Source organism: Sulfitobacter sp. SBS6 (assembly GCF_048285585.1).
Classification (GTDB): Bacteria; Pseudomonadota; Alphaproteobacteria; order Rhodobacterales; family Rhodobacteraceae; genus Sulfitobacter; species Sulfitobacter pontiacus.
Genome location: NZ_JBLWBA010000002.1, coordinates 138,312 through 155,531, shown reverse-complemented (window position 1 = coordinate 155,531; position 17,220 = coordinate 138,312). Strand labels below are relative to the sequence as shown.

Below are 17,220 nucleotides of genomic sequence, written 5' to 3'. Positions count from 1 at the left end.
TTATCGACATATTTTTGATCTCGGGAGAAACATCATGGATCGTCGTTCGTTTATTCGTGGCGCAGGCGTTGCGGGGGCAGGGGCCGTTGCTTCATCGCTGGCCGCACCCGCCGTCGCCCAAGGCAACATTACTTGGCGCATGGTCACCACCTGGCCAAAAAACTTCCCCGGTCTGGGTGTCGGCGCGCAGCGTCTGGCCGACCGTATCACAGCGGCCTCCGGTGGCCGTCTGACCGTGCAGGTCTACTCCGCTGGTGAGCTGGTGCCGCCGCTGCAATCGCTGGACGCCGTGATCGATGGCTCCGCCGAGATGAGCCACGGTGCCGCCTATTATTGGCAGAACAAATCGCCCGCGCTGTCCTTCTTTACCGGCGTGCCCTACGGCATGACCACGCCAGAGCTGACAGCCTGGATGCGCTATATGGGCGGTCAGGAAATCTGGGACGAGATCTATGACCAGTTCGGCGTTCAGGGCTTCCTGTCGGGCAACACCGGCACGCAGACAGGCGGTTGGTTCCGCGACGAGCTGACCAGCCTTGACGATGTCAAAGGCGTGCGCTTCCGGACCCCTGGCCTTGGTGGTCGCGTGTGGGAGAAGCTGGGCGCGACCGTGACCAACATGGCCGCGGGCGAGATCTTTCAGGCGCTGCAATCGGGCACGCTGGACGCGGCCGAATTCGTCGGCCCCTACAACGATCTGGCGCTCGGCTTCCATCAGGTTGCCAAGAACTACTACATGCCGTCCTTCGTTGAATCCGGCCTTGCGACCGAGCTTGTCGTCGACAAGAAGAAGTACCAGGAACTGCCCGAAGACCTGCAGGCGATCATTCGTGATGTGAGCCAAGCGGAATACGATCAGGTTGCGGCGGACTTCTATGCCAACGATCCACGCGCGCTGAAAACGCTGGTGGAAGAGCACGGCGTGACCGTCCGCAACTTCCCCGACGACATCATGGAAGCCGGTGCAAAAGCCTCGGTCGAGGTGGTCGAGGAACTGCGCAGCAGCGACGACCCGCTGGTCAAAAAAACCGCCGACAGCTTTGTCGAAGCGCTGAACCTTGTCCGCACCCGGACAGAGAAGATCGACAGCCCCTACATTCAGGCGCGTCAGAGCTTCCTGAAATACTAAGCTCCGCCCGTCGGATACAGAAAAGGCCCGGTGGAAACACCGGGCCTTTTTTCGTGCTGGGGCAGGGGCTTAGTCCCCGTCCCGCCCGGTGGCACACCGGGCATCGCCCTCCCTCCGCCCGGAGGGCGATTTTGCGATGTCGCGCCATCTGCATCGGTCAGCGGTTGATGCACCGGGGCTGCCACTTTCAAACCTGCGGATCGCCCCCCAGGGAGGGCGATCCCCTTAGCGTGTCAAAGTATAAGGTGGCCCTTAGCCCGCGATCAGTTTGGGCAACCAGGTCACGATCTGCGGGAACATGAACAGAATCGCAATCGCCACCACTTGCAGCATCACGAAGGGCAGGATGCCCTTGTAGATCGCGCTGGTGGGCAGGTCCGCCGGGGCGACGCCGCGCAGGTAGAACAGCGCAAAGCCGAAGGGCGGGGTCAGGAAGGACGTTTGCAGGTTCACCCCAACAAGCACACCCAGCCAGATCGGATCGACATCCAGCATCAGCAGCACCGGTGCGGTGATCGGGATCACGATAAAGATGATCTCGAAGGTGTCGAGGATGAAGCCCAGGAAGAACATGATGATCATCACCACTGCGACGGCAGCGAGCGTACCGCCCGGCAGATTGCTGAGGAATTCATGCACCAGATTGTCGCCGCCCATCATGCGGAATACGACCGAAAAGACCGACGCCCCGAGCAGGATCACAAAGACCATGCTGGTGATTGTAGCCGTCGATACCATCGTTTCCTTAAGCACGCCAAAGGACAGACGCCAGCGCAATGCGGCGAGGATCATGGCCCCGACGGCACCGACGGATGCGGCCTCTGTCGGGGTGGCGATGCCGCCCAGAATAGACCCTAACACGGCCAAAATCAGCGCCAGAGGCGGGACAAGCGCCACAAAGACCTCGCGCAGCAGCTTTGATTTCTCATCCGCTGGAACGGGGGTGGCAGGGCAGGATTTAGGGTCTGTTGCGGCTTTGAACAGCACATACCCGAGGTAGAGCGATACGAGCAGCAGCCCGGGCAGCAGGGCCCCGGCAAAAAGATCCCCGACAGAGACGGGCGTGGGGGCAAAGTTGCCCTTGGCCATCTGCACCTGCGAGTTGATACCCGACAGCATATCGCCCATGAAGATCAACACGGTAGAGGGGGGGATGATCTGGCCCAAAGTACCGCTGGCGCAGATTACGCCGGTGGCCAGTTTCGGGTCATAGCCCGCTCGCAGCATCGCGGGCAGCGAGATCAGCCCCATCGTCACCACAGTCGCGCCCACCACGCCGGTAGAGGCCGCGAGCATCGCCCCGACCAGCACCACAGAGATCCCGAGCCCGCCGCGCATATTGCCGAACATCTTGCCCATGGTGAGCAACAGTTGTTCGGCGATCTGGCTGCGTTCCAGCATCACGCCCATGAAGATGAACAGCGGCACGGCGACGAGCACTTCGTTCGTCATAAAGCCGATATAGCGGTTGGGCAAAGACCCGAAGTTGGACGGGTCGAACACGCCCAAAGCCATGCCTACACCGCAGAATAGTAACGAAGTCCCGGCAAGGGTGAAGGCTACGGGGAAGCCCAGAAGCAGAAAGCCGATGACCCCAAAGAACATCAGCGCGGCGAGCATCTCGCCAATCATGATCGGGTCCATCAGGCGGCTCCCTCGGTGGTGGCGGGTTTGATGGCGTCCGGGCTGTACTGCATCGCGGCGGGCACAAGATCAGCCCTGCCGCCAAGCACCAGAATGGACCGGATCGCCATGGCAATGCCTTGCGCCGCAATCAGGGCCGCAAAGACGATGATAAAGGTTTTGAGGATATAAAGCCCCGGCATCCCGCCCACATTGGCAGAGCCTTCGTGATAGCCCCATGCGCGCTGCACGAAGGGCATCGAATAGATGTAGACGATCCATGTGAAGGGCAGCAGAAAGACGAACACCCCGATCAGGTCGGTGATGGCGCGGGTGCGCAGTTTGGCGGGACGGTAAAAGATATCGACGCGCACGTGATCGTCGCGCAGCAGGGCAAAGCCTGCCACCGCGGTGAACATCGCCCCGTTCAGCCAGATATAGAGATCCTGCATCCAGACGTAGCTGGTGGCAAAGAGGTATCTTTGGACCACTACGGTAAAGCAGACGACGACAATGGCCAGCGCGAGCCAGGAAAAGACTTTTCCGATAATCAGATTAACAGCGCAGATGAGGGATGCTACTCCAGCGAGAAAACGCACATTCCACCCTTTTCTATGGTTTCTATCGTTCTTAACGCATGTCAATCAAAGTGCCGCAGGGGAATGTCAAGCGGGGTCTCAGCATTTCGCTGTGCGAAATATTGCGCATCTGCGGCGGTCGTCCGCCCTTTTTAAGATACTTTTTGACAGCGTTCGCAACTGTAGGTTACGCATGCGCTGTGACACGCTCTGCTTAGTAGGTACCAACAGTTAAAGATAAATAGTGTAGATGACACAGTCAGCCGAATTGCTTCAAATGGAAACTGGTACGTTGCTTAAACAAGAGCAGGGCCGGGCGGTCTTTGCTGTGAAAGCGCCCGATGATCTTGTTGTGAAAGTACCGATGGAGGCGCTGCGGGCGGCGGACACGGGGCGGGTCAGACCGTTTCTTTACAAACATTTCCCGACGACGCGACACCGCATGCTGTTGCGCCAGTTGACCCATGACATCGAAGTGCGGATTCGCAGCCATGACGCGGGTATTGCTTCGCCGATTGCATTCACCAACGGGGTGATGCGGACGGATATGGGGCTGGGGCTGTTGATGCAGCGGGTCGGGCCGGAAAGCGGCGGGCTGGGGATGACGCTGGACGATTTCGTCGCGCGGGATCTGCTGGATACGGCGGCGCTGAAGGCGTTGAACGATTTTTCGCGCGCGGTCTTTGCGCTTGGAGTGGTGGCCCCGGGGTTGAACTCCCGCAGTATCGTCTGGGGACAGCAGGAGGGTAAGTGGCAACCGCTGATCGTGGACGGGTTTGGCGATCCCAATGTGATCAAGCTGCGCAGCTGGGTGCCCTATCTGCGGCACCGCGCCCTGCACCGCGGGATGGAGCGGACAGCCCGCGATGTCGGGCTGCATTGGTCGCGGCGCAAAAAGATGTTTCTGCGCAACGATTACGACGCGCTCACCTAGGGTTGCCCTCTCTGCCTACTCCGCCGGAAGCTGGGAATAATACAGCGCCAGCGCGTCGATCTCGGCATCTGACAGATTGCGGGCGGCTTTTTCCATCAGCTCTTTGCGGGGGCCGCCGCCGCGTGTGCCATCGCGCCAAAGCTTCAGCTGCTGCGCCAGATAGGGGCGCGGCTGGCCGCTGATGCGCGGGAAGCCGGGTTTGGTCTGGTCCAGACCGGGGCCGTGGCAGGACGCACAAGACGGCGCGTCGATATTGCCGATGGCGGCGACGCCGGCCCCTTGCTCCATCAGCTCGAGCTCTGTCGGGGGCAGGGGGGCTGTCGGGGTCGGGCCATCGGGCGCGGATGCGGCATAGTGGCGGATCACGCGGGTCAGGTCATCGGGGGGAAGCTGCGTTGCCGCATGGGCCATAAAGCCGCTGTCCCGCGCGCCGGTGCGATAGGCGATGATCGCGTCCTGCATGTACCCTTCGTCGAGGACATCGAGGCGGGGGATATGGTCGTTGCCTTTGCTGTCGCCCGTCGCGCCGTGGCAGGAGGCGCAATAGGTCAGCGCGGTGTCGTCGGCCGGTGCGTCTGACGCCAGCAGCGCGTCAAAGCCCGCGCCCTCCATCTTGCGGACATGGGTGAGAAAGGCGACCATGGCCCAGATCTCGTCCTCGCGGTTTTCGGCGGGCCAGTAGGGCATGCCGCTCATCTTTACGCCGTCCTTGACGATGGTGAACAGATGTTGCGGCTGCCAGTCGGCGACGGCGTCGGTGATATGGGGCGGTTCGGGCGACATGGCGTCGGCGGTGGCGGAGTGGATCCGGTCAGGGGCGGCGTGGCAGAAGCTGCAGGCGCTGTCGAAATGCCCCGCGCCAAGGGCGACGAGATCGGGATCGGACAGGTCGGGCACCTGTTCGGCGTCAGGGGCGCGGAGTTTGACCGACTGGCGATAGGCGGTGTGCAGCACCCAGGACACGCCCGGAATATGGCCCGCGCGGGCAGAGACGTTGAACAGCCCCAGCCCCACGATGGTCACCGCGCCGACAGCCCCCAGCAGGGCCAGAACGATCAGGGTTTTGATCACAGTTCTCATTGCGTTTGCTCCGTTACGTTTGGGGTGCGGGGTCGGTGCTGCGCAGGTCACGGCCCACCAGCCACAATCCGGCGATCAGATAGACCGGTGTGCCGATGCCCAGCATCAGCAGCCCGCCCAGTTGTTGCCCGCCAAGGTCGGCGGCGCGGCCGCAAATCTCGGCGAAGACATCGCGGGGGGCGAGGATCAGCAACGCCCCCAGTAGGGTCATATGCATCGAGGTCAGCAGCAGCGATCCGGCCCCTGCCAGCCCGTTGTGCGCGCGCAGGGCGCTGACCCAGACCAGCAGCCCGACGATCAGGAAGCTGCCCTGTTCCAGCGCAAAGCCCGCGGGCAGCAGATAGGCCATCCCGTGCAGCTGCGGCAGATGCCATGCCCAGACCACCATGAATTCAAGCACCGTCGCGATCAGCGGAGAGATCATCAGCCAGCGCAGCCGGTCCCCCAGTCCGAAGGCGAGCAGCGGTGCGACCACGGCGACCAGCCCCATATGTCGCAGCATATGGACGGGGAAGGCGGCGCCGGTCAGCCGTTCCAGCGGCACCAGCCAAAGCAGGCCAAGCAGGGCAAACCCCAGATATGTCGCGGCGCGGGTCATGCGCAGCTGGCGATCAGGAGCACGGGGAGCGAGACATAGATCACCCCGACCGCCGAGATCAGCGACAGCAGGAAGGCCGCGTGGCCCATGAACTGGTGGCGGTCCTCGTTGTTGCCCGCGTCGTTTTCCCATTCGCGGTCACGCACCACATCCCATTGCCGCCACGCGCCCCAGCCCAGCCAGACGATCGCCGCCAGAACGCCTATGGTCAGCAGCCCGATGCCAAGGCGCAGCGTGCTGAGGTAATCCACGCCGAGGATATGATCGGCGCAGAATACGGTTGTGGCACCGTAGCAGATCACGAAATGCAGCGCCCAAAGCGTGGGGCTGAGGGCGAGCCGCCAGAGGCTGTCTTGTTCCTCGTGGAATTCCTCTTGCTCTTCTTCGGTGGAGATCTGGTTCATGCCAGCAACCTTGGGGCCACGCCCAGAATAAAGCCGGTGACCAGTGCGGTCAGCACCATGAAGTGCCAGAACAGCGTCACGTTGCACAGGTCGGCGTCATATTGCGGGGTCACCTTGCCAAAGATCGACCCTGCCAGCGCATAAAGCTGCATGATGACCCCCAGCAGGGAATGGGCCACCAGCCAGACCATCAGCGCCCACATGGTCGCGGGGTAGACATGGGTTGTGGGCTCAAGGTGGAGGACCGACAGGATGATCAGCCCCGCCCCGCCGACGGTGCAGGTCGCGGCCAGTGCCAATGCGATGCGTGCGAGCGTGATATGGCTGCGTTTATTGACCTCGCGCGCGAGCAAGGTCGCGGCCCATGAGACGACAAACAGCGTAACCCCGAGCGCGACGGCGGCACCCGTCGCGTGGTCCGCTCCGATGGTGATAAAGTCCGGGCGCGCGGTCCAGTAGAAGAAGAACCCGAAGACGAGGCTGGCGAAGGCGGTGCTGTCGCCCAGCATCGTGATCCAGACCGCCCACCACCCGACAGAGGTCGGCCCCGAGGCGTAGGTCGGCAGGCTGAGGCCAAGGCCCACGTCCTTGCGTTCTTGATCCGGCACCTGTGCTGTGCTGGTCCAGAGCCAGTAGAGCACGCAGACAATGGCGAAGGCGCCGCAGACGATGGCGGGTTCGTAGATGTGGAAGGTGGGGAAGATGAACGCACCGCCGGTAAAGAACGCGGCGAGCATGGTGATCCACGCGGGGCCGGTGACGCGCTGCACCATCAGCGGTTTCGCGTCGATGACCGAGGTGATCAGCGTCTCGCGTTTGCCCTCGGGGGCGTCGGGCAGATAGTAGCGGCCCGCGTCCATACGCTCGACCAGTTTGGGCTGGTCCCACAGGGGGTAGCGCGAGGTGATATAGGGCACCGAACGGTTGCCCCATGCCTCTTCGGGCACATCATGGGCCCATTCCAGCGTGCCGCCGCCCCAAGGGTTGCGCTTGATCTGGCCCTGGTACGCTTTGGGCCGCAGCAGATCGTAGACGAAGACGGCAAAGCCTGCGGCGGTGATATAGGCCCCGACGGTGGACATCATATTAAGCCAGTCCCAGCCCGCGCTGCCCGGATAGGTGAAGATCCGGCGTGGCATCCCCTTGAGCCCCGTCAGATGCATCGGCAGGAAGGTGACGTTGAAGCCCACAAAGATCAGCCAGAAGGCCCAACGGCCAAGGGTTTCGGACAGAAGCTTTTTGCGGAAGAAGGGGAAGAAATAATAGACCCCCGCCATGACCGGAAAGACCATGCCGCCGAACAGCGTGTAATGCAGGTGGGCCACGACGAAGTAGCTGTCATGGGCCTGCCAGTTGAAGGGCACGATGGCCAGCATCACCCCTGTCAGACCGCCGGCCACAAAGATTGCCAGCGCCCCCGCGATCCAGAGCATCGGCAGGGTCATCTTGACCCGTCCCACCATCAGCGTCGCGACAAAGGCGAAAAGCTGGATGCCGGTGGGGATCACGACGGCCTCGGACGCGGCAGAGAAGAACCCCAGACTGATCTGGGGCAGGCCGGTGGTGAACATGTGATGCACCCACAGCCCGAAGGACAAGAACCCCGTGCCGACCGCGCTGAGCACGATCCACGAATAGCCCACGATGGGCGTGCGTGCGACGGTGGGCACGATCATCGCGGCGATGGCGATGGAGGGCAGGAAGATGATGTAGACCTCCGGATGGCCGAAAATCCAGAACAGATGCTGCCAGAGCATCGGGTCGCCGCCCCGGACGGGATCGAAGAACGGCCAATCGAAGGACCGTTCGAGTTCGAACAGGAAATCCCCCGCGATCAGCGGCGGGAAGGCGAAGAGGATCATCCCGCCCACGACCATCACATACCACGCATAGAGCGGCATGATGTTGACGCGCATCCCTGGCGGGCGGCATTTGAGCGCGCCGACAATCAGCTCGACCGCCGCGGCGATGGAGGCGACCTCGATAAACGAGAGGCCCAAAAGCCAGACATCGGGGCCGATGCCTTCTTCCTTGGTGGCGAGCGGGGGGTACATGAACCAGCCCGCCTTGGGGCCGGAATCGAACAGGATGGACCCGAAGACGAAGATGCCGCCGATCAGGAAACACCAGTAGCCATAGGCGCTGAGCCGCGGGAACGGCATGTCGCGCGCCCCCAGCATCCCGGGCAGCAGCAGGATCGAGATCGCCTCGAACATGGGCACGGCAAAAAGGAACATCATCGCCGAGCCGTGCATGGTGAAGAACTGGTTATAGCGGTCGGCGTCGAGGAAATCATTCTCGGGCACGGCAAGCTGGGTGCGCATGAGCACCGCCAGAATACCGGCGCAGAGCATGAAAAAGAACGCGGTCATCGTGTACCAGATGCCGACCTCGGTGTTGTTCACCGCTGACCAATAGCGCCAGCCTTGCGGCGTTTTCCAAGCTGCACGCAGGCGTTTTTTCTGCGCCTCTTGAACCTCCTGCGGGACGGGTTCGGCGAGCATATCCTCGGTCGGGGGGTAGGTGCCTTCGGGTTGCAGCACATCGGGGTATCTGCGGGTCATTCCAGCCCCCCCAGATAGGCGGCGAGCGCCGCGAGGTCGTCGTCGGACAGGAAGTCATAGGTGGGCATATTGACCTCGGGTTTGATCGTGTCGGTGTGGCCGATCCATGTGGCGATGGCCTGCGCGTTCAAGGGAAGGGTGCCTGCGGCAAGCGAGTGGCGATTTGCCAGATGGGTCAGGTCGGGGCCCGTCTTGCCGATGGCTTTGGTGCCACGAATGGTGTGGCAGGCGCCGCAGCCTTCCTCAAGGAACAGGGTCGCGCCGGCTTGGGCCAGCGCGCCTTGGGGTGGCTTGGCATCGCGCGCCTCTGCGCTGAGCCATTGGTCGAATTCATCGGGCGGCATCACCACGGTTTCAAAGGCCATCAACGCATGGGAGGCGCCGCAGAATTCGGCGCATTGGCCACGGTAGATGCCGGGATCGGTGGGCGCGAGGGTCATGCGGGTTTCACGCCCCGGGAACATATCGGTCTTGCCACCAAGGGCCGGCACCCAGAAGGAGTGGATCACCCGATGGGCGTTCAGCACAAGCTCGGTCCGGGCACCGGCGGGCAGGCGGAGTTCATTCGCCGAGACGATTGTTCTGGTCTCCCCTTGCTGTTGGTATTCGACGCGCCACCACCATTGTTCGGCGGTGACCCGCACGACCAGCCCGTCCCCTTCGGCGCGGGTCGGTCCCATCAGCGGCAGGGAATACATCAGCAGCCCCCCCAGCAGGACCACGGGAAAGAGGATGCCCCCGCCGACGATCAGCATCTCGGCGGTGCGGCGGCGCATGGCACCGGGGTTGATGCGTGTGACATAGACGAACAGCAGCGCGACAAGCCCCCACAGGATCACCGCGCCGACCAGCATCACCCAAAAGAGGTTCAGCACATCCGCCGCGTCCTGACCGGCGGGGGCCAGCACGGATTGACGCCCCTCGCAGCCTGCCAGAAGCAGGGCGGCCGGGGCGATTGCACAGATGCGCCAAGGGTGTTGCAAGGGGGCTCCTTTCACTCTGACAATTTGTCCATGTCCGAGGCAAGCGGGTCTTGCCCCTTTGATTTCATGTAGAACACGGTCGCACCCCAGAGCACCACACCCAAGCCGATCAGCACCGCGGCGATGAGGTATTGCACGCTGTCGCGCCCCGTCCACGGGCCGACGAAAAACGCGCAGGATATCGCGCCGATATAGGGCAGGCCGAGGGGGCTGGTGAAATGGTCGTGCTCCACCGTATCGCTGCGCAGCACCAGCACGGCGATATTGACCAGCGTGAACACCGCAAGCAGCAGCAGCGCCGTGGTGCCCCCCAGATCAGGCACCGCGCCGACAAAGGTGATCAGCGCGATCGCCAGCCCGGTGGTAAAGACAATGGCGGTATAGGGCGTGCGCCGCTTGGGCAGCACCTTGCCCAGAATGGTGGGCAGCACTTTTTCCTGCGCCATCCCGTACAGCAGGCGGCTGGCCATCAGCATGTTGATCAGTGCGGAGTTTGCCACGGCGCACATGGTGATGATGCCGAAGACGCTGAGCGGGAACCAGGGCGCGCCGGCTTCGACGACCTTGAGCAGGGGGGTGGCCCCTTCGCCCAAGGCCTTTGCGTCGACAAGGGCAATGGCGGTGATCGACACTAGCAGATAGATCACGCCGGTGATCAGCAGCCCGCCGAGCAGGACTTTGGGAAAGATGCGCGAGGGGTTCTTGGCTTCTTCGGCCATGTTCACGGAATCCTCGAAGCCGACCATTGCAAAGAATGCCAGCGTGGTCGCGGCGATCACGGGCCAGAACAGCCCCTGCTCTCCGGCGCTGCTGAAATCGAACGCGCGCCCGAAATCGCCTTGCCCGCCCATGAGCGCGGCGGCACCGATCATGATGATGATCAGCAGGCCGGTCAGTTCGATGCAGGTGAGCACCACATTTGCCTTCACGCTTTCGCCGACGCCGCGCAGGTTGATCAGCCCCAGCAGCACCATAAAGCCGATGCTGATGGCGGTGATCAGGAAGGCCCCGTCGCCCAGACCGAAACTTTTCCCGAAATTCTCGGCAAAGGCCTGCGAGGCGGTAGAGGCCGAGGTGATCCCGCTAGACATCACAGCGAAAGCCACAAGGAAGGTGAGGAAATGCACGCCAAAGGCCTTTTGCGTATAAAGCGCGGCGCCGGCGGCCTTGGGGTATTTGGTGACAAGTTCAAGGTAGCTGCAGGCGGTCACGGTGGCCAAGACAAAGGCCACGAGGAACGGCAGCCAGACAATGCCGCCGACCTTTGCCGCGACTTCGCCTGTGAGCGCGTAGATCCCTGTGCCCAAGACATCGCCCACCACGAACAGCAGCAGCAAGCCGGGCCCCATCACACGTTTAAGTTCGGTTTTCTCGCCGTCTTGATCCGGCGCTGATGAAACATCCTTGGTCATGGGACACTCCCTTCCCCCCTTGCCGGGGGCGTGGCCCCGACATCACAGCCGTCACCAGTTCACGCCCGTAGCGACGGCTAGCCCGTGGCGTCTTGTGCGCTGCCGCCTTTCTTGCGGATCACGCGGTAGATGTAGGTCAGCACCAAGGCGCCGATGACAACGTTGGACACGGGGTTCATGTAGTCCGCGACCAGATCGTATTGCGACCCAAGCGCGTAGCCGAGGCCGGTCAGCAATGTGTTCCAGATCACCGTGCCCGCCAGCGAGAAAGCCAGAAATGGCAGGTGATGCATCGGCGTCAGCCCCGCGGGCACCGAGATCAGAGTGCGGATCGCGGGCACCATGCGCCCCATGAGCACGGCCAGATTGCCGTGGCGGTCGAACCAGTCCGACGCGCGGTCAAGATCCTCGGGGGACATGGTGAGCCAGCGGCCATGCTTTTCCAGAAGGTGCCGCACGCGGTCGTGCCCGATCTTGCGCGCGATGATGTAGTAGAGGTAGGTGCCCGCCAGCGACCCGATGCTGCCCGCGATCACCACGCCGACAAAGTTCATCTGGTCCTGATAGGCCAGAAACCCCGCCAGCGGCATGATCAGCTCGGACGGGATGGGTGGAAAGACGTTTTCCGCGAACATCAGAAACGCGACGCCCAGATAGCCTGCGGCATCCAGCAGGCCGGTGATCCAGTCAAACATGGGGACTCCGGTTCTGTTGCGTTGCGGGGGAGGGGGCGTTGAGGGTCATTGAGGGTCTTTCGTCGTCAGCGGGTTGGCCACACGCTCGTAGTATTCACTGATGGCGCGCATATCCTCGGCGGTCATTTTGCGGGCGATGGCGGACATCATGCCGCCAAAGTCATTGTCCCGCTGGCCGCGTTTCCAGCGGTCCAGTTGCAGCACCATGTAGTTGGCGTATTGACCGGCAAGATAGGGCACCGAGGGCGGGTTGCCCGTGGCGTCGGGCCCGTGGCAGTTGGTGCAGGCGGGCAGGCCCTTGTCAGGCGATCCGGCCCGCGCGATGGCGGCCCCTTTCTGGATGTCTTGTACCGAGACCTGCCCGCGCGCCACCCGCAGCGGCGCGGCGAGAGAGGCGTAATAGGCGCTGACCGCGGCGCGGTCGTCGTCAGAGAGGGATTGCGCGACGGGCGTCATCAGGTCGTCGGGCCGCGCGTCGCTGGCATAGTCATCCAGCTGCTTGTCAAGATACCACGCCGGTTGTCCGGTAAGCCGCGGGAAGCTGCCCGACCCGTCCCCCTGACCATCAACGCTGTGGCAGGTCACGCAGGATTGCACATCGCCCGCGCCCTGTAGGGCGATCGCCTGCCCCCGTGCCAGCGTGTCGGCGTCGGGCGGCGTATCGACCGTCATGTTGAACAGATCGCGCGCCGTATCATAGGGCTGATCCGCAGGGATCGCCTGCGCGGTGGCCAGCGCGGGCAAAAAGGCTGCGAAGGCGAGGCTAAGCAGGGGGCGGTGAGGGATGTTCATGGCGGCTCCTCTGCTTTAGGCGTCCATCAGCGGGCGCGGGTTGGCGATATAGTCGTTCTTCATGTGATCGAGCGTCCAATAGGCGACACCCATCAGCGGCCCTGTGGGGTTGTAGCCAAGGTTCTGCGGAAACAGCCCTGCGCCAAAGACAAAGACGTTGTGATGATCCCACATCTGGCCAAAACGGTTCACGACGCTGGTGGTCGGGTCCGTGCCCATCACCGTGCCGCCGGTGTTATGGGTGGTCTGATAGGGCACGATGGAATAATCACTGCCCTCTGCCGCGCGGTTGCTGGCGGAGGTGGATGTCACGTTCTCCATATTGCGCGCGATCTCATGCGCCTTGCCCATCACATAGTCGGCCATGCGCCGGTCGTTTTCGGGGAAGTTGAAGGTCATCCGCAGCAGCGGGCGGCCATAGGCGTCTTTCCAAGTGGGATCGAGGTCAAGGTAGTTATCGGGCGTCGCCATAGATGACCCGTGGACGGTCAGGCTGGCGTGGTGCAGGTAATTCTCGCGCACGGCACGTTTCCAGTCGGCACCCCATGCGGGCGTGCCTTCGGGCGTGGGCTGGTAGTTGATCGGGCGGCCATTGGTCTGCGTGCAGGCGATATAGCCGCCGCCCAGAAACCCCAGATCGCTGTGGTCGAAGTTGTCGCCGTTGAAGTCATCGATCACCGTGCCAAGCGCCCCCGCCCCCATGAAAGGATTGGTCACCACCTGATCCTCAAAGAACACGTTCACGCCTGCCATCGTCTGATAGGCATAGTTCCGGCCCACGCTGCCTGTGCGGGTTTTCGGATCGTAGGGTTTGCCCAGACCGGAGACCAGCATCAGATGCACGTTCCACAGGCCATAGGCATTCATGCAGACGATGTCGGCGGGCTGGAACACTTCTTCGCCCGCGTCGGTCAGATAGGTGACACCGGTGGCGGTCTTGCCGTCCTCTGACTTCTCGACCCGCAAGACCTGTGCCTGATAGCGGATTTCAAAATTCTCGTGGGATTTGATCTGGTCATAAACGCAGATGATCGGGTCGGCCTTGGCGTAGTAGCCGCAGCCGAAGCGTTCGCAAAAGCCGCAATAGGTGCAGGGATGCAGCTTGGCACCGTAGGGGTTGGTGTATTCCTTGGTGGCGTTGGCGGCGGGCAGGGGGAAAGGGTGGTAGCCGAGCTTTTGCGCCGCCTCCCCGAATTTGGTGGGGCCGATGGGCTGGCGCATGGGCGGGTTGGGATAATCGGCGCTGCGCGGCCCTTCGAAGGGGTTGCCGCCTTCACGCGGGCCGTCTGCCATCTGTCCTGCGGTGCCAGAGGTGCCGCAGATCTTCTCGTAGAAATCGAAATGGGGCTCAAGCTCGTCATAGGTGACGCCCCAATCCTGCACATTCAGATCATCGGGAATGAAGTCGGCACCATAGCGATTTTCGTAATGGCTGCGCATTTCGAGGTCGGAGGGCAGGGGCCGCCAAAGCTGGCCGTTCCAGTGGATGCCCGCGCCGCCAAGTCCGACACCGGGCAGGAACGACCCGAGCCTGCGCATCGGCAGCGCCTGCTGGCTGGCGTTGTTGCGGAAGGTCAGGGTCTCTTTGCGGGTGTTGATCATATGCGCGTGGTGCACCGCATATTTCAGTTCGTCATGTTCCTTGGGAGCGGCGAAATCATCGGCGTCGTGGCGGTAGGATCCGCGTTCCAGCACCACACAGCGTTTGCCAACATGGGCAAGTTCATATGCAGCTGTCAGACCCGTCCAACCGGCCCCGATGATGACCACATCTGTTTTCGCCAGCCGCCGTGCCATGATCTACCTTTCCCAGTTGAAGTCGCTTGTGCCCGGTTGGTGCCCGATGCCCATAGGGGGCTGCCGGTAGGGGCGATTGTGGGCGTCGACCGTGTCGGTGAAATAGCCGAAGGCTCCGGGGAAGCCGACCATATGCCAACCGGCATAGCCCTTGTTGCCGCCATAGATCGGGTCGGCAAAATAGCCCTGGTTCGTCAGGGCGTGGAGTTCGGTAAAGAAGGTTTTGGCCCCGACACGACCGGCAAGCGCGGGCCTATCCTCGGACAGGTCGGTCATCAGCTGGTCGAGCGCGGATTGCGGTTGTCCGTCAAGCGGGCCGATGACGGTCTGCATCGCCGCCAGCCCCTCGCGCCAGAGCTCGGCGGGGCGTAGGGGAGATTGGTAGCCTTGCTCGGGTGTGCCTTGGGGGTGGGGCCCGTCCATATACAGGTGTTCCCCGCGCCCATATCCGCCCGCAAGTTGCAGGTCGATGAAATCGACCACGCCGGCCTGACTGGCCGAGGGGAAATCATCTTGCGGGATCAGCGTGTCACACAGCAGTGCGAGGCTTCGGGCCTCGGAATCGGTCAGGAAGGTGAACGGGGTGCCATCAAGAGCGGCAAAGGCATGGCGCGGCAGGGACGCAAGGCCGACTGCGGCACCGAAGCCGAATAGAACTGATCGTCTGGAATACGTTGGCATACGAAACCCAAATGATTGGTCATTTGTCTAAATAACGCCCGCGTGAACGAGTTGTTCCGCAGTTTTGCAAAAAATTTTGGCGAAACTAGTCGTGGCGTTTCTGCCGGGGGCGGTCTAGTTTGCGCAGGCCGAAACAAACTCACACAGCCATGTGACTGGTTCTTGGGAACAGGGTCGCGCTATTGGGGGTTACATCGTCAAGCACTAACTAAATAGGAGCGTGCACGCATGCTGACCAAACGCCATTTTATCACCAGCTCCGCTGCCGCGTTGTTTTCTGCCCCTCTGGCCCCCAGTCTCGCCGCCGCGGCGACAACAGACAAGTCGATGTGGGACGCATGGGATGCGCAGGTAACGCCTGCGGGCTACGATCCTGCAACGACGAATCCCTGGGGCGTCGCGCCCCGCTTTCTACCCCGACTGGTCGAGGCGAACCCCGGTCTGACGCCGGGCGATATCCACGTCGATGCGGTCGCGCGGTATCTGTATCACATTCAGGATAATGGCACCGCCATGCGCTATGGCGTGGCGATTGCGCGGGGTGACCTGTACGAGCCCGGCACCTATTCGATCAAGCGCAAGGCGAAATGGCCAACCTGGACGCCGACGCAGAACATGATCCGCCGCGATCCCGAGCTTTATGAACAACATGCCGATGGGATGGACGCAGGCCCGCAGAACCCCTTGGGGTCGCGTGCGCTGTATCTTTTCGTCGGCAACCGCGACACCTATTTGCGCATCCACGGGTCGCCTAACCCGCAATCGATCGGGGGGCGTGCAAGCTCTGGCTGCGTGCGGATGATCATGGCGCATATCAACGACCTCTACGAGAACGTGAACACCGGATCGCGCGCGGTCCTGTACCCGCCGGAAGAGCTGGTGACGGCTGCGACCTAAGTCCGGACCTTTGCACACATGAAAAGGCCGCCCGAAGCGAGACGCTTCGGGCGGCCTTTTTACGTCACGACGCGGGGCGCGATTAGCCCGCCGCAGCAGCCGCGATCGTTTGGGTGCAGATCGGACGGCCATTGTCGGCGCGCAGGGGCAGGAAGGTTGTTTCGACTGGCCCGCGGTAGCGATAGACGTAGCACCCGTTGCTGGGGTCGATCTTAACCGCGGTCAGATCCTGGTTCTTGGCAGCCACCATGCGCACCCCTTCGGGCAGTTCCTTGAAGAACCCGTCGTCCGTTGTCATCTTGTCAGTGGTGGTCTGTACATCTGCACAAGCAGCCAGTGCCAATACGGCACAGCCTGCAATCCAAACCCGAACGCTCATCGTGATATTCCTCATATGAATTTGCTATGCAGCTAGGGTATTTCGCCGGAGTTGTAAAACAAGGGCGCGTGTTTCTGGGTCACAAACTGTTGCATTGCTGCCGATGGCCGCGACTAGTCGTGGTCTTCATAGGTGCCTGCGCGTTTTTCAAGCTTGCGGACCAGCGCGATGATGATCAGCGCGAGGATCACGGTCATGCCCGCGATCGTCCATTCGCCCAAGCCGCAAGCCACACCAACGGCGGCGGCGACCCACATGCTGGCCCCCGTGGTCAGGCCGCGCACCTTGCCTTGGGAAAAGACGATCAGCCCCGCGGCAAGGAAAGCGACGCCGCTGGTCACCGCCTCGATGATACGCAGGGGGTCCATCCGGATGGTATCGCCGAATTCGGCGCTGCGGGCGAGCAGGGCGAGGGTCAGCAGGCAGTAGATGCACGACGCGAGGCCGATCAGCATATGCGTGCGCAGACCCGCGGGCCGTTTGGAGGTTTCGCGTTCAAGCCCGATCAGCCCGCAGAATACCACAGTCGCAAGGGTGCGGGCCACAACGACCGACAGGGGCAGGCTGGGGGCGAGGGAGAATTCGTTCAGCAGATCCTCCCACATCAGCGTGTCTCCTGCGCGCAAGACGGGTGCGGGAGAGGCGGGCAGGGGGCGGAACTGGGCATGGGGGCA

The 17,220-nt window shown here is 62.4% G+C and carries 17 protein-coding genes; 3 read left to right on the top strand and 14 right to left on the bottom strand.

What is annotated here, in order from left to right; genetic code table 11:
- Window positions 1–34 precede the first annotated feature (34 nt).
- A complete protein-coding gene (locus ACNQ62_RS00850; protein ID WP_005848780.1) occupies window positions 35–1,129 on the top strand; it encodes a TRAP transporter substrate-binding protein in 1,095 nt (364 codons plus the stop codon).
- Between the two features lie 252 nt (window positions 1,130–1,381).
- On the opposite strand, the gene ACNQ62_RS00845 is transcribed toward ACNQ62_RS00850, so the two are convergent.
- Together ACNQ62_RS00845 and ACNQ62_RS00840 are read right to left on the bottom strand one after the other, a co-directional pair.
- The gene (locus ACNQ62_RS00845; protein WP_005848778.1) at window positions 1,382–2,773 is read right to left on the bottom strand and encodes a TRAP transporter large permease; all 1,392 of its coding nucleotides are present in this window, start codon (window positions 2,771–2,773) and stop codon (window positions 1,382–1,384) included.
- A complete protein-coding gene (locus ACNQ62_RS00840; protein ID WP_174226630.1) occupies window positions 2,773–3,351 on the bottom strand; it encodes a TRAP transporter small permease subunit in 579 nt (192 codons plus the stop codon). Before ACNQ62_RS00840 ends, ACNQ62_RS00845 begins: the two co-directional genes overlap by 1 nt.
- A gap of 229 nt (window positions 3,352–3,580) precedes the next feature.
- Here ACNQ62_RS00840 and ACNQ62_RS00835 point away from each other — a divergent pair, with 229 nt between their 5' ends.
- A complete protein-coding gene (locus tag ACNQ62_RS00835) occupies window positions 3,581–4,264 on the top strand; it encodes a YrbL family protein (protein ID WP_418093956.1) in 684 nt (227 codons plus the stop codon).
- A gap of 15 nt (window positions 4,265–4,279) precedes the next feature.
- Here ACNQ62_RS00835 and ACNQ62_RS00830 read toward each other — a convergent pair whose 3' ends face one another.
- From ACNQ62_RS00830 to ACNQ62_RS00785, 10 genes are all read right to left on the bottom strand, one after another.
- A complete protein-coding gene (locus tag ACNQ62_RS00830) occupies window positions 4,280–5,344 on the bottom strand; it encodes a c-type cytochrome (protein ID WP_418093955.1) in 1,065 nt (354 codons plus the stop codon).
- A gap of 13 nt (window positions 5,345–5,357) precedes the next feature.
- On the bottom strand, window positions 5,358–5,942 hold the full coding sequence (locus ACNQ62_RS00825) for a cytochrome c oxidase assembly protein (RefSeq protein ID WP_005848771.1): 585 nt from the start codon (window positions 5,940–5,942) through the stop codon (window positions 5,358–5,360).
- Entirely contained in the window at window positions 5,939–6,346 is a 408-nt protein-coding gene (locus tag ACNQ62_RS00820) for a hypothetical protein (protein WP_132998019.1), read from the bottom strand. The genes ACNQ62_RS00825 and ACNQ62_RS00820 overlap by 4 nt, the downstream gene beginning before the upstream one ends.
- Window positions 6,343–8,910 carry a cytochrome c oxidase subunit I gene (gene ctaD / locus ACNQ62_RS00815; protein ID WP_418093954.1) on the bottom strand — a complete coding sequence of 856 codons (2,568 nt, stop codon included), beginning with the start codon at window positions 8,908–8,910 and terminating at the stop codon, window positions 6,343–6,345. The genes ACNQ62_RS00820 and ctaD overlap by 4 nt, the downstream gene beginning before the upstream one ends.
- Window positions 8,907–9,893 (bottom strand): cytochrome c oxidase subunit II, encoded by a 987-nt coding sequence (coxB, locus tag ACNQ62_RS00810; protein ID WP_418093953.1) that lies wholly within the window; start codon window positions 9,891–9,893, stop codon window positions 8,907–8,909. Before coxB ends, ctaD begins: the two co-directional genes overlap by 4 nt.
- A gap of 11 nt (window positions 9,894–9,904) precedes the next feature.
- The gene (locus ACNQ62_RS00805) at window positions 9,905–11,305 is read right to left on the bottom strand and encodes an APC family permease (protein WP_418093952.1); all 1,401 of its coding nucleotides are present in this window, start codon (window positions 11,303–11,305) and stop codon (window positions 9,905–9,907) included.
- A gap of 77 nt (window positions 11,306–11,382) precedes the next feature.
- Window positions 11,383–12,000, bottom strand: coding sequence for a DedA family protein (locus ACNQ62_RS00800; protein ID WP_037941363.1), 618 nt, complete (start codon window positions 11,998–12,000; stop codon window positions 11,383–11,385).
- Between the two features lie 45 nt (window positions 12,001–12,045).
- Window positions 12,046–12,792, bottom strand: a complete 747-nt coding sequence (locus ACNQ62_RS00795; RefSeq protein WP_418093951.1) for a c-type cytochrome — start codon at window positions 12,790–12,792, stop codon at window positions 12,046–12,048.
- A gap of 15 nt (window positions 12,793–12,807) precedes the next feature.
- Window positions 12,808–14,589: a GMC family oxidoreductase gene (locus ACNQ62_RS00790; RefSeq protein ID WP_418093950.1), complete on the bottom strand. Its 1,782-nt coding sequence runs from the start codon at window positions 14,587–14,589 to the stop codon at window positions 12,808–12,810.
- Window positions 14,590–14,592: 3 nt separating this feature from the next.
- A complete protein-coding gene (locus ACNQ62_RS00785; protein ID WP_005848754.1) occupies window positions 14,593–15,270 on the bottom strand; it encodes a gluconate 2-dehydrogenase subunit 3 family protein in 678 nt (225 codons plus the stop codon).
- Between the two features lie 228 nt (window positions 15,271–15,498).
- Here ACNQ62_RS00785 and ACNQ62_RS00780 point away from each other — a divergent pair, with 228 nt between their 5' ends.
- Window positions 15,499–16,167, top strand: a complete 669-nt coding sequence (locus ACNQ62_RS00780; RefSeq protein WP_005848752.1) for a L,D-transpeptidase — start codon at window positions 15,499–15,501, stop codon at window positions 16,165–16,167.
- A gap of 82 nt (window positions 16,168–16,249) precedes the next feature.
- On the opposite strand, the gene ACNQ62_RS00775 is transcribed toward ACNQ62_RS00780, so the two are convergent.
- On the bottom strand, window positions 16,250–16,546 hold the full coding sequence (locus ACNQ62_RS00775) for a hypothetical protein (RefSeq protein ID WP_289082184.1): 297 nt from the start codon (window positions 16,544–16,546) through the stop codon (window positions 16,250–16,252).
- A 113-nt stretch (window positions 16,547–16,659) separates the two neighbouring features.
- A complete protein-coding gene (locus ACNQ62_RS00770) occupies window positions 16,660–17,151 on the bottom strand; it encodes an MgtC/SapB family protein (protein ID WP_180829799.1) in 492 nt (163 codons plus the stop codon).
- Between the last annotated feature and the right edge of the window lie 69 nt (window positions 17,152–17,220).

Excerpts from the sequence above, each read along its gene's own strand:
- ACNQ62_RS00850 (WP_005848780.1), top strand. The coding sequence starts at position 35 with ATGGATCGTCGTTCGTTTATTCGTGGCGCAGGCGTTGCGGGGGCAGGG.
- ACNQ62_RS00845 (WP_005848778.1), bottom strand. The coding sequence starts at position 2,773 with ATGGACCCGATCATGATTGGCGAGATGCTCGCCGCGCTGATGTTCTTT.
- ACNQ62_RS00835 (WP_418093956.1), top strand. The coding sequence starts at position 3,581 with ATGACACAGTCAGCCGAATTGCTTCAAATGGAAACTGGTACGTTGCTT.
- ACNQ62_RS00830 (WP_418093955.1), bottom strand. The coding sequence starts at position 5,344 with ATGAGAACTGTGATCAAAACCCTGATCGTTCTGGCCCTGCTGGGGGCT.
- ACNQ62_RS00825 (WP_005848771.1), bottom strand. The coding sequence starts at position 5,942 with ATGACCCGCGCCGCGACATATCTGGGGTTTGCCCTGCTTGGCCTGCTT.
- ACNQ62_RS00820 (WP_132998019.1), bottom strand. The coding sequence starts at position 6,346 with ATGAACCAGATCTCCACCGAAGAAGAGCAAGAGGAATTCCACGAGGAA.
- ctaD (WP_418093954.1), bottom strand. The coding sequence starts at position 8,910 with ATGACCCGCAGATACCCCGATGTGCTGCAACCCGAAGGCACCTACCCC.
- ACNQ62_RS00805 (WP_418093952.1), bottom strand. The coding sequence starts at position 11,305 with ATGACCAAGGATGTTTCATCAGCGCCGGATCAAGACGGCGAGAAAACC.
- ACNQ62_RS00800 (WP_037941363.1), bottom strand. The coding sequence starts at position 12,000 with ATGTTTGACTGGATCACCGGCCTGCTGGATGCCGCAGGCTATCTGGGC.
- ACNQ62_RS00795 (WP_418093951.1), bottom strand. The coding sequence starts at position 12,792 with ATGAACATCCCTCACCGCCCCCTGCTTAGCCTCGCCTTCGCAGCCTTT.
- ACNQ62_RS00790 (WP_418093950.1), bottom strand. The coding sequence starts at position 14,589 with ATGGCACGGCGGCTGGCGAAAACAGATGTGGTCATCATCGGGGCCGGT.
- ACNQ62_RS00785 (WP_005848754.1), bottom strand. The coding sequence starts at position 15,270 with ATGCCAACGTATTCCAGACGATCAGTTCTATTCGGCTTCGGTGCCGCA.
- ACNQ62_RS00780 (WP_005848752.1), top strand. The coding sequence starts at position 15,499 with ATGCTGACCAAACGCCATTTTATCACCAGCTCCGCTGCCGCGTTGTTT.
- ACNQ62_RS00775 (WP_289082184.1), bottom strand. The coding sequence starts at position 16,546 with ATGAGCGTTCGGGTTTGGATTGCAGGCTGTGCCGTATTGGCACTGGCT.
- ACNQ62_RS00770 (WP_180829799.1), bottom strand. The coding sequence starts at position 17,151 with ATGTGGGAGGATCTGCTGAACGAATTCTCCCTCGCCCCCAGCCTGCCC.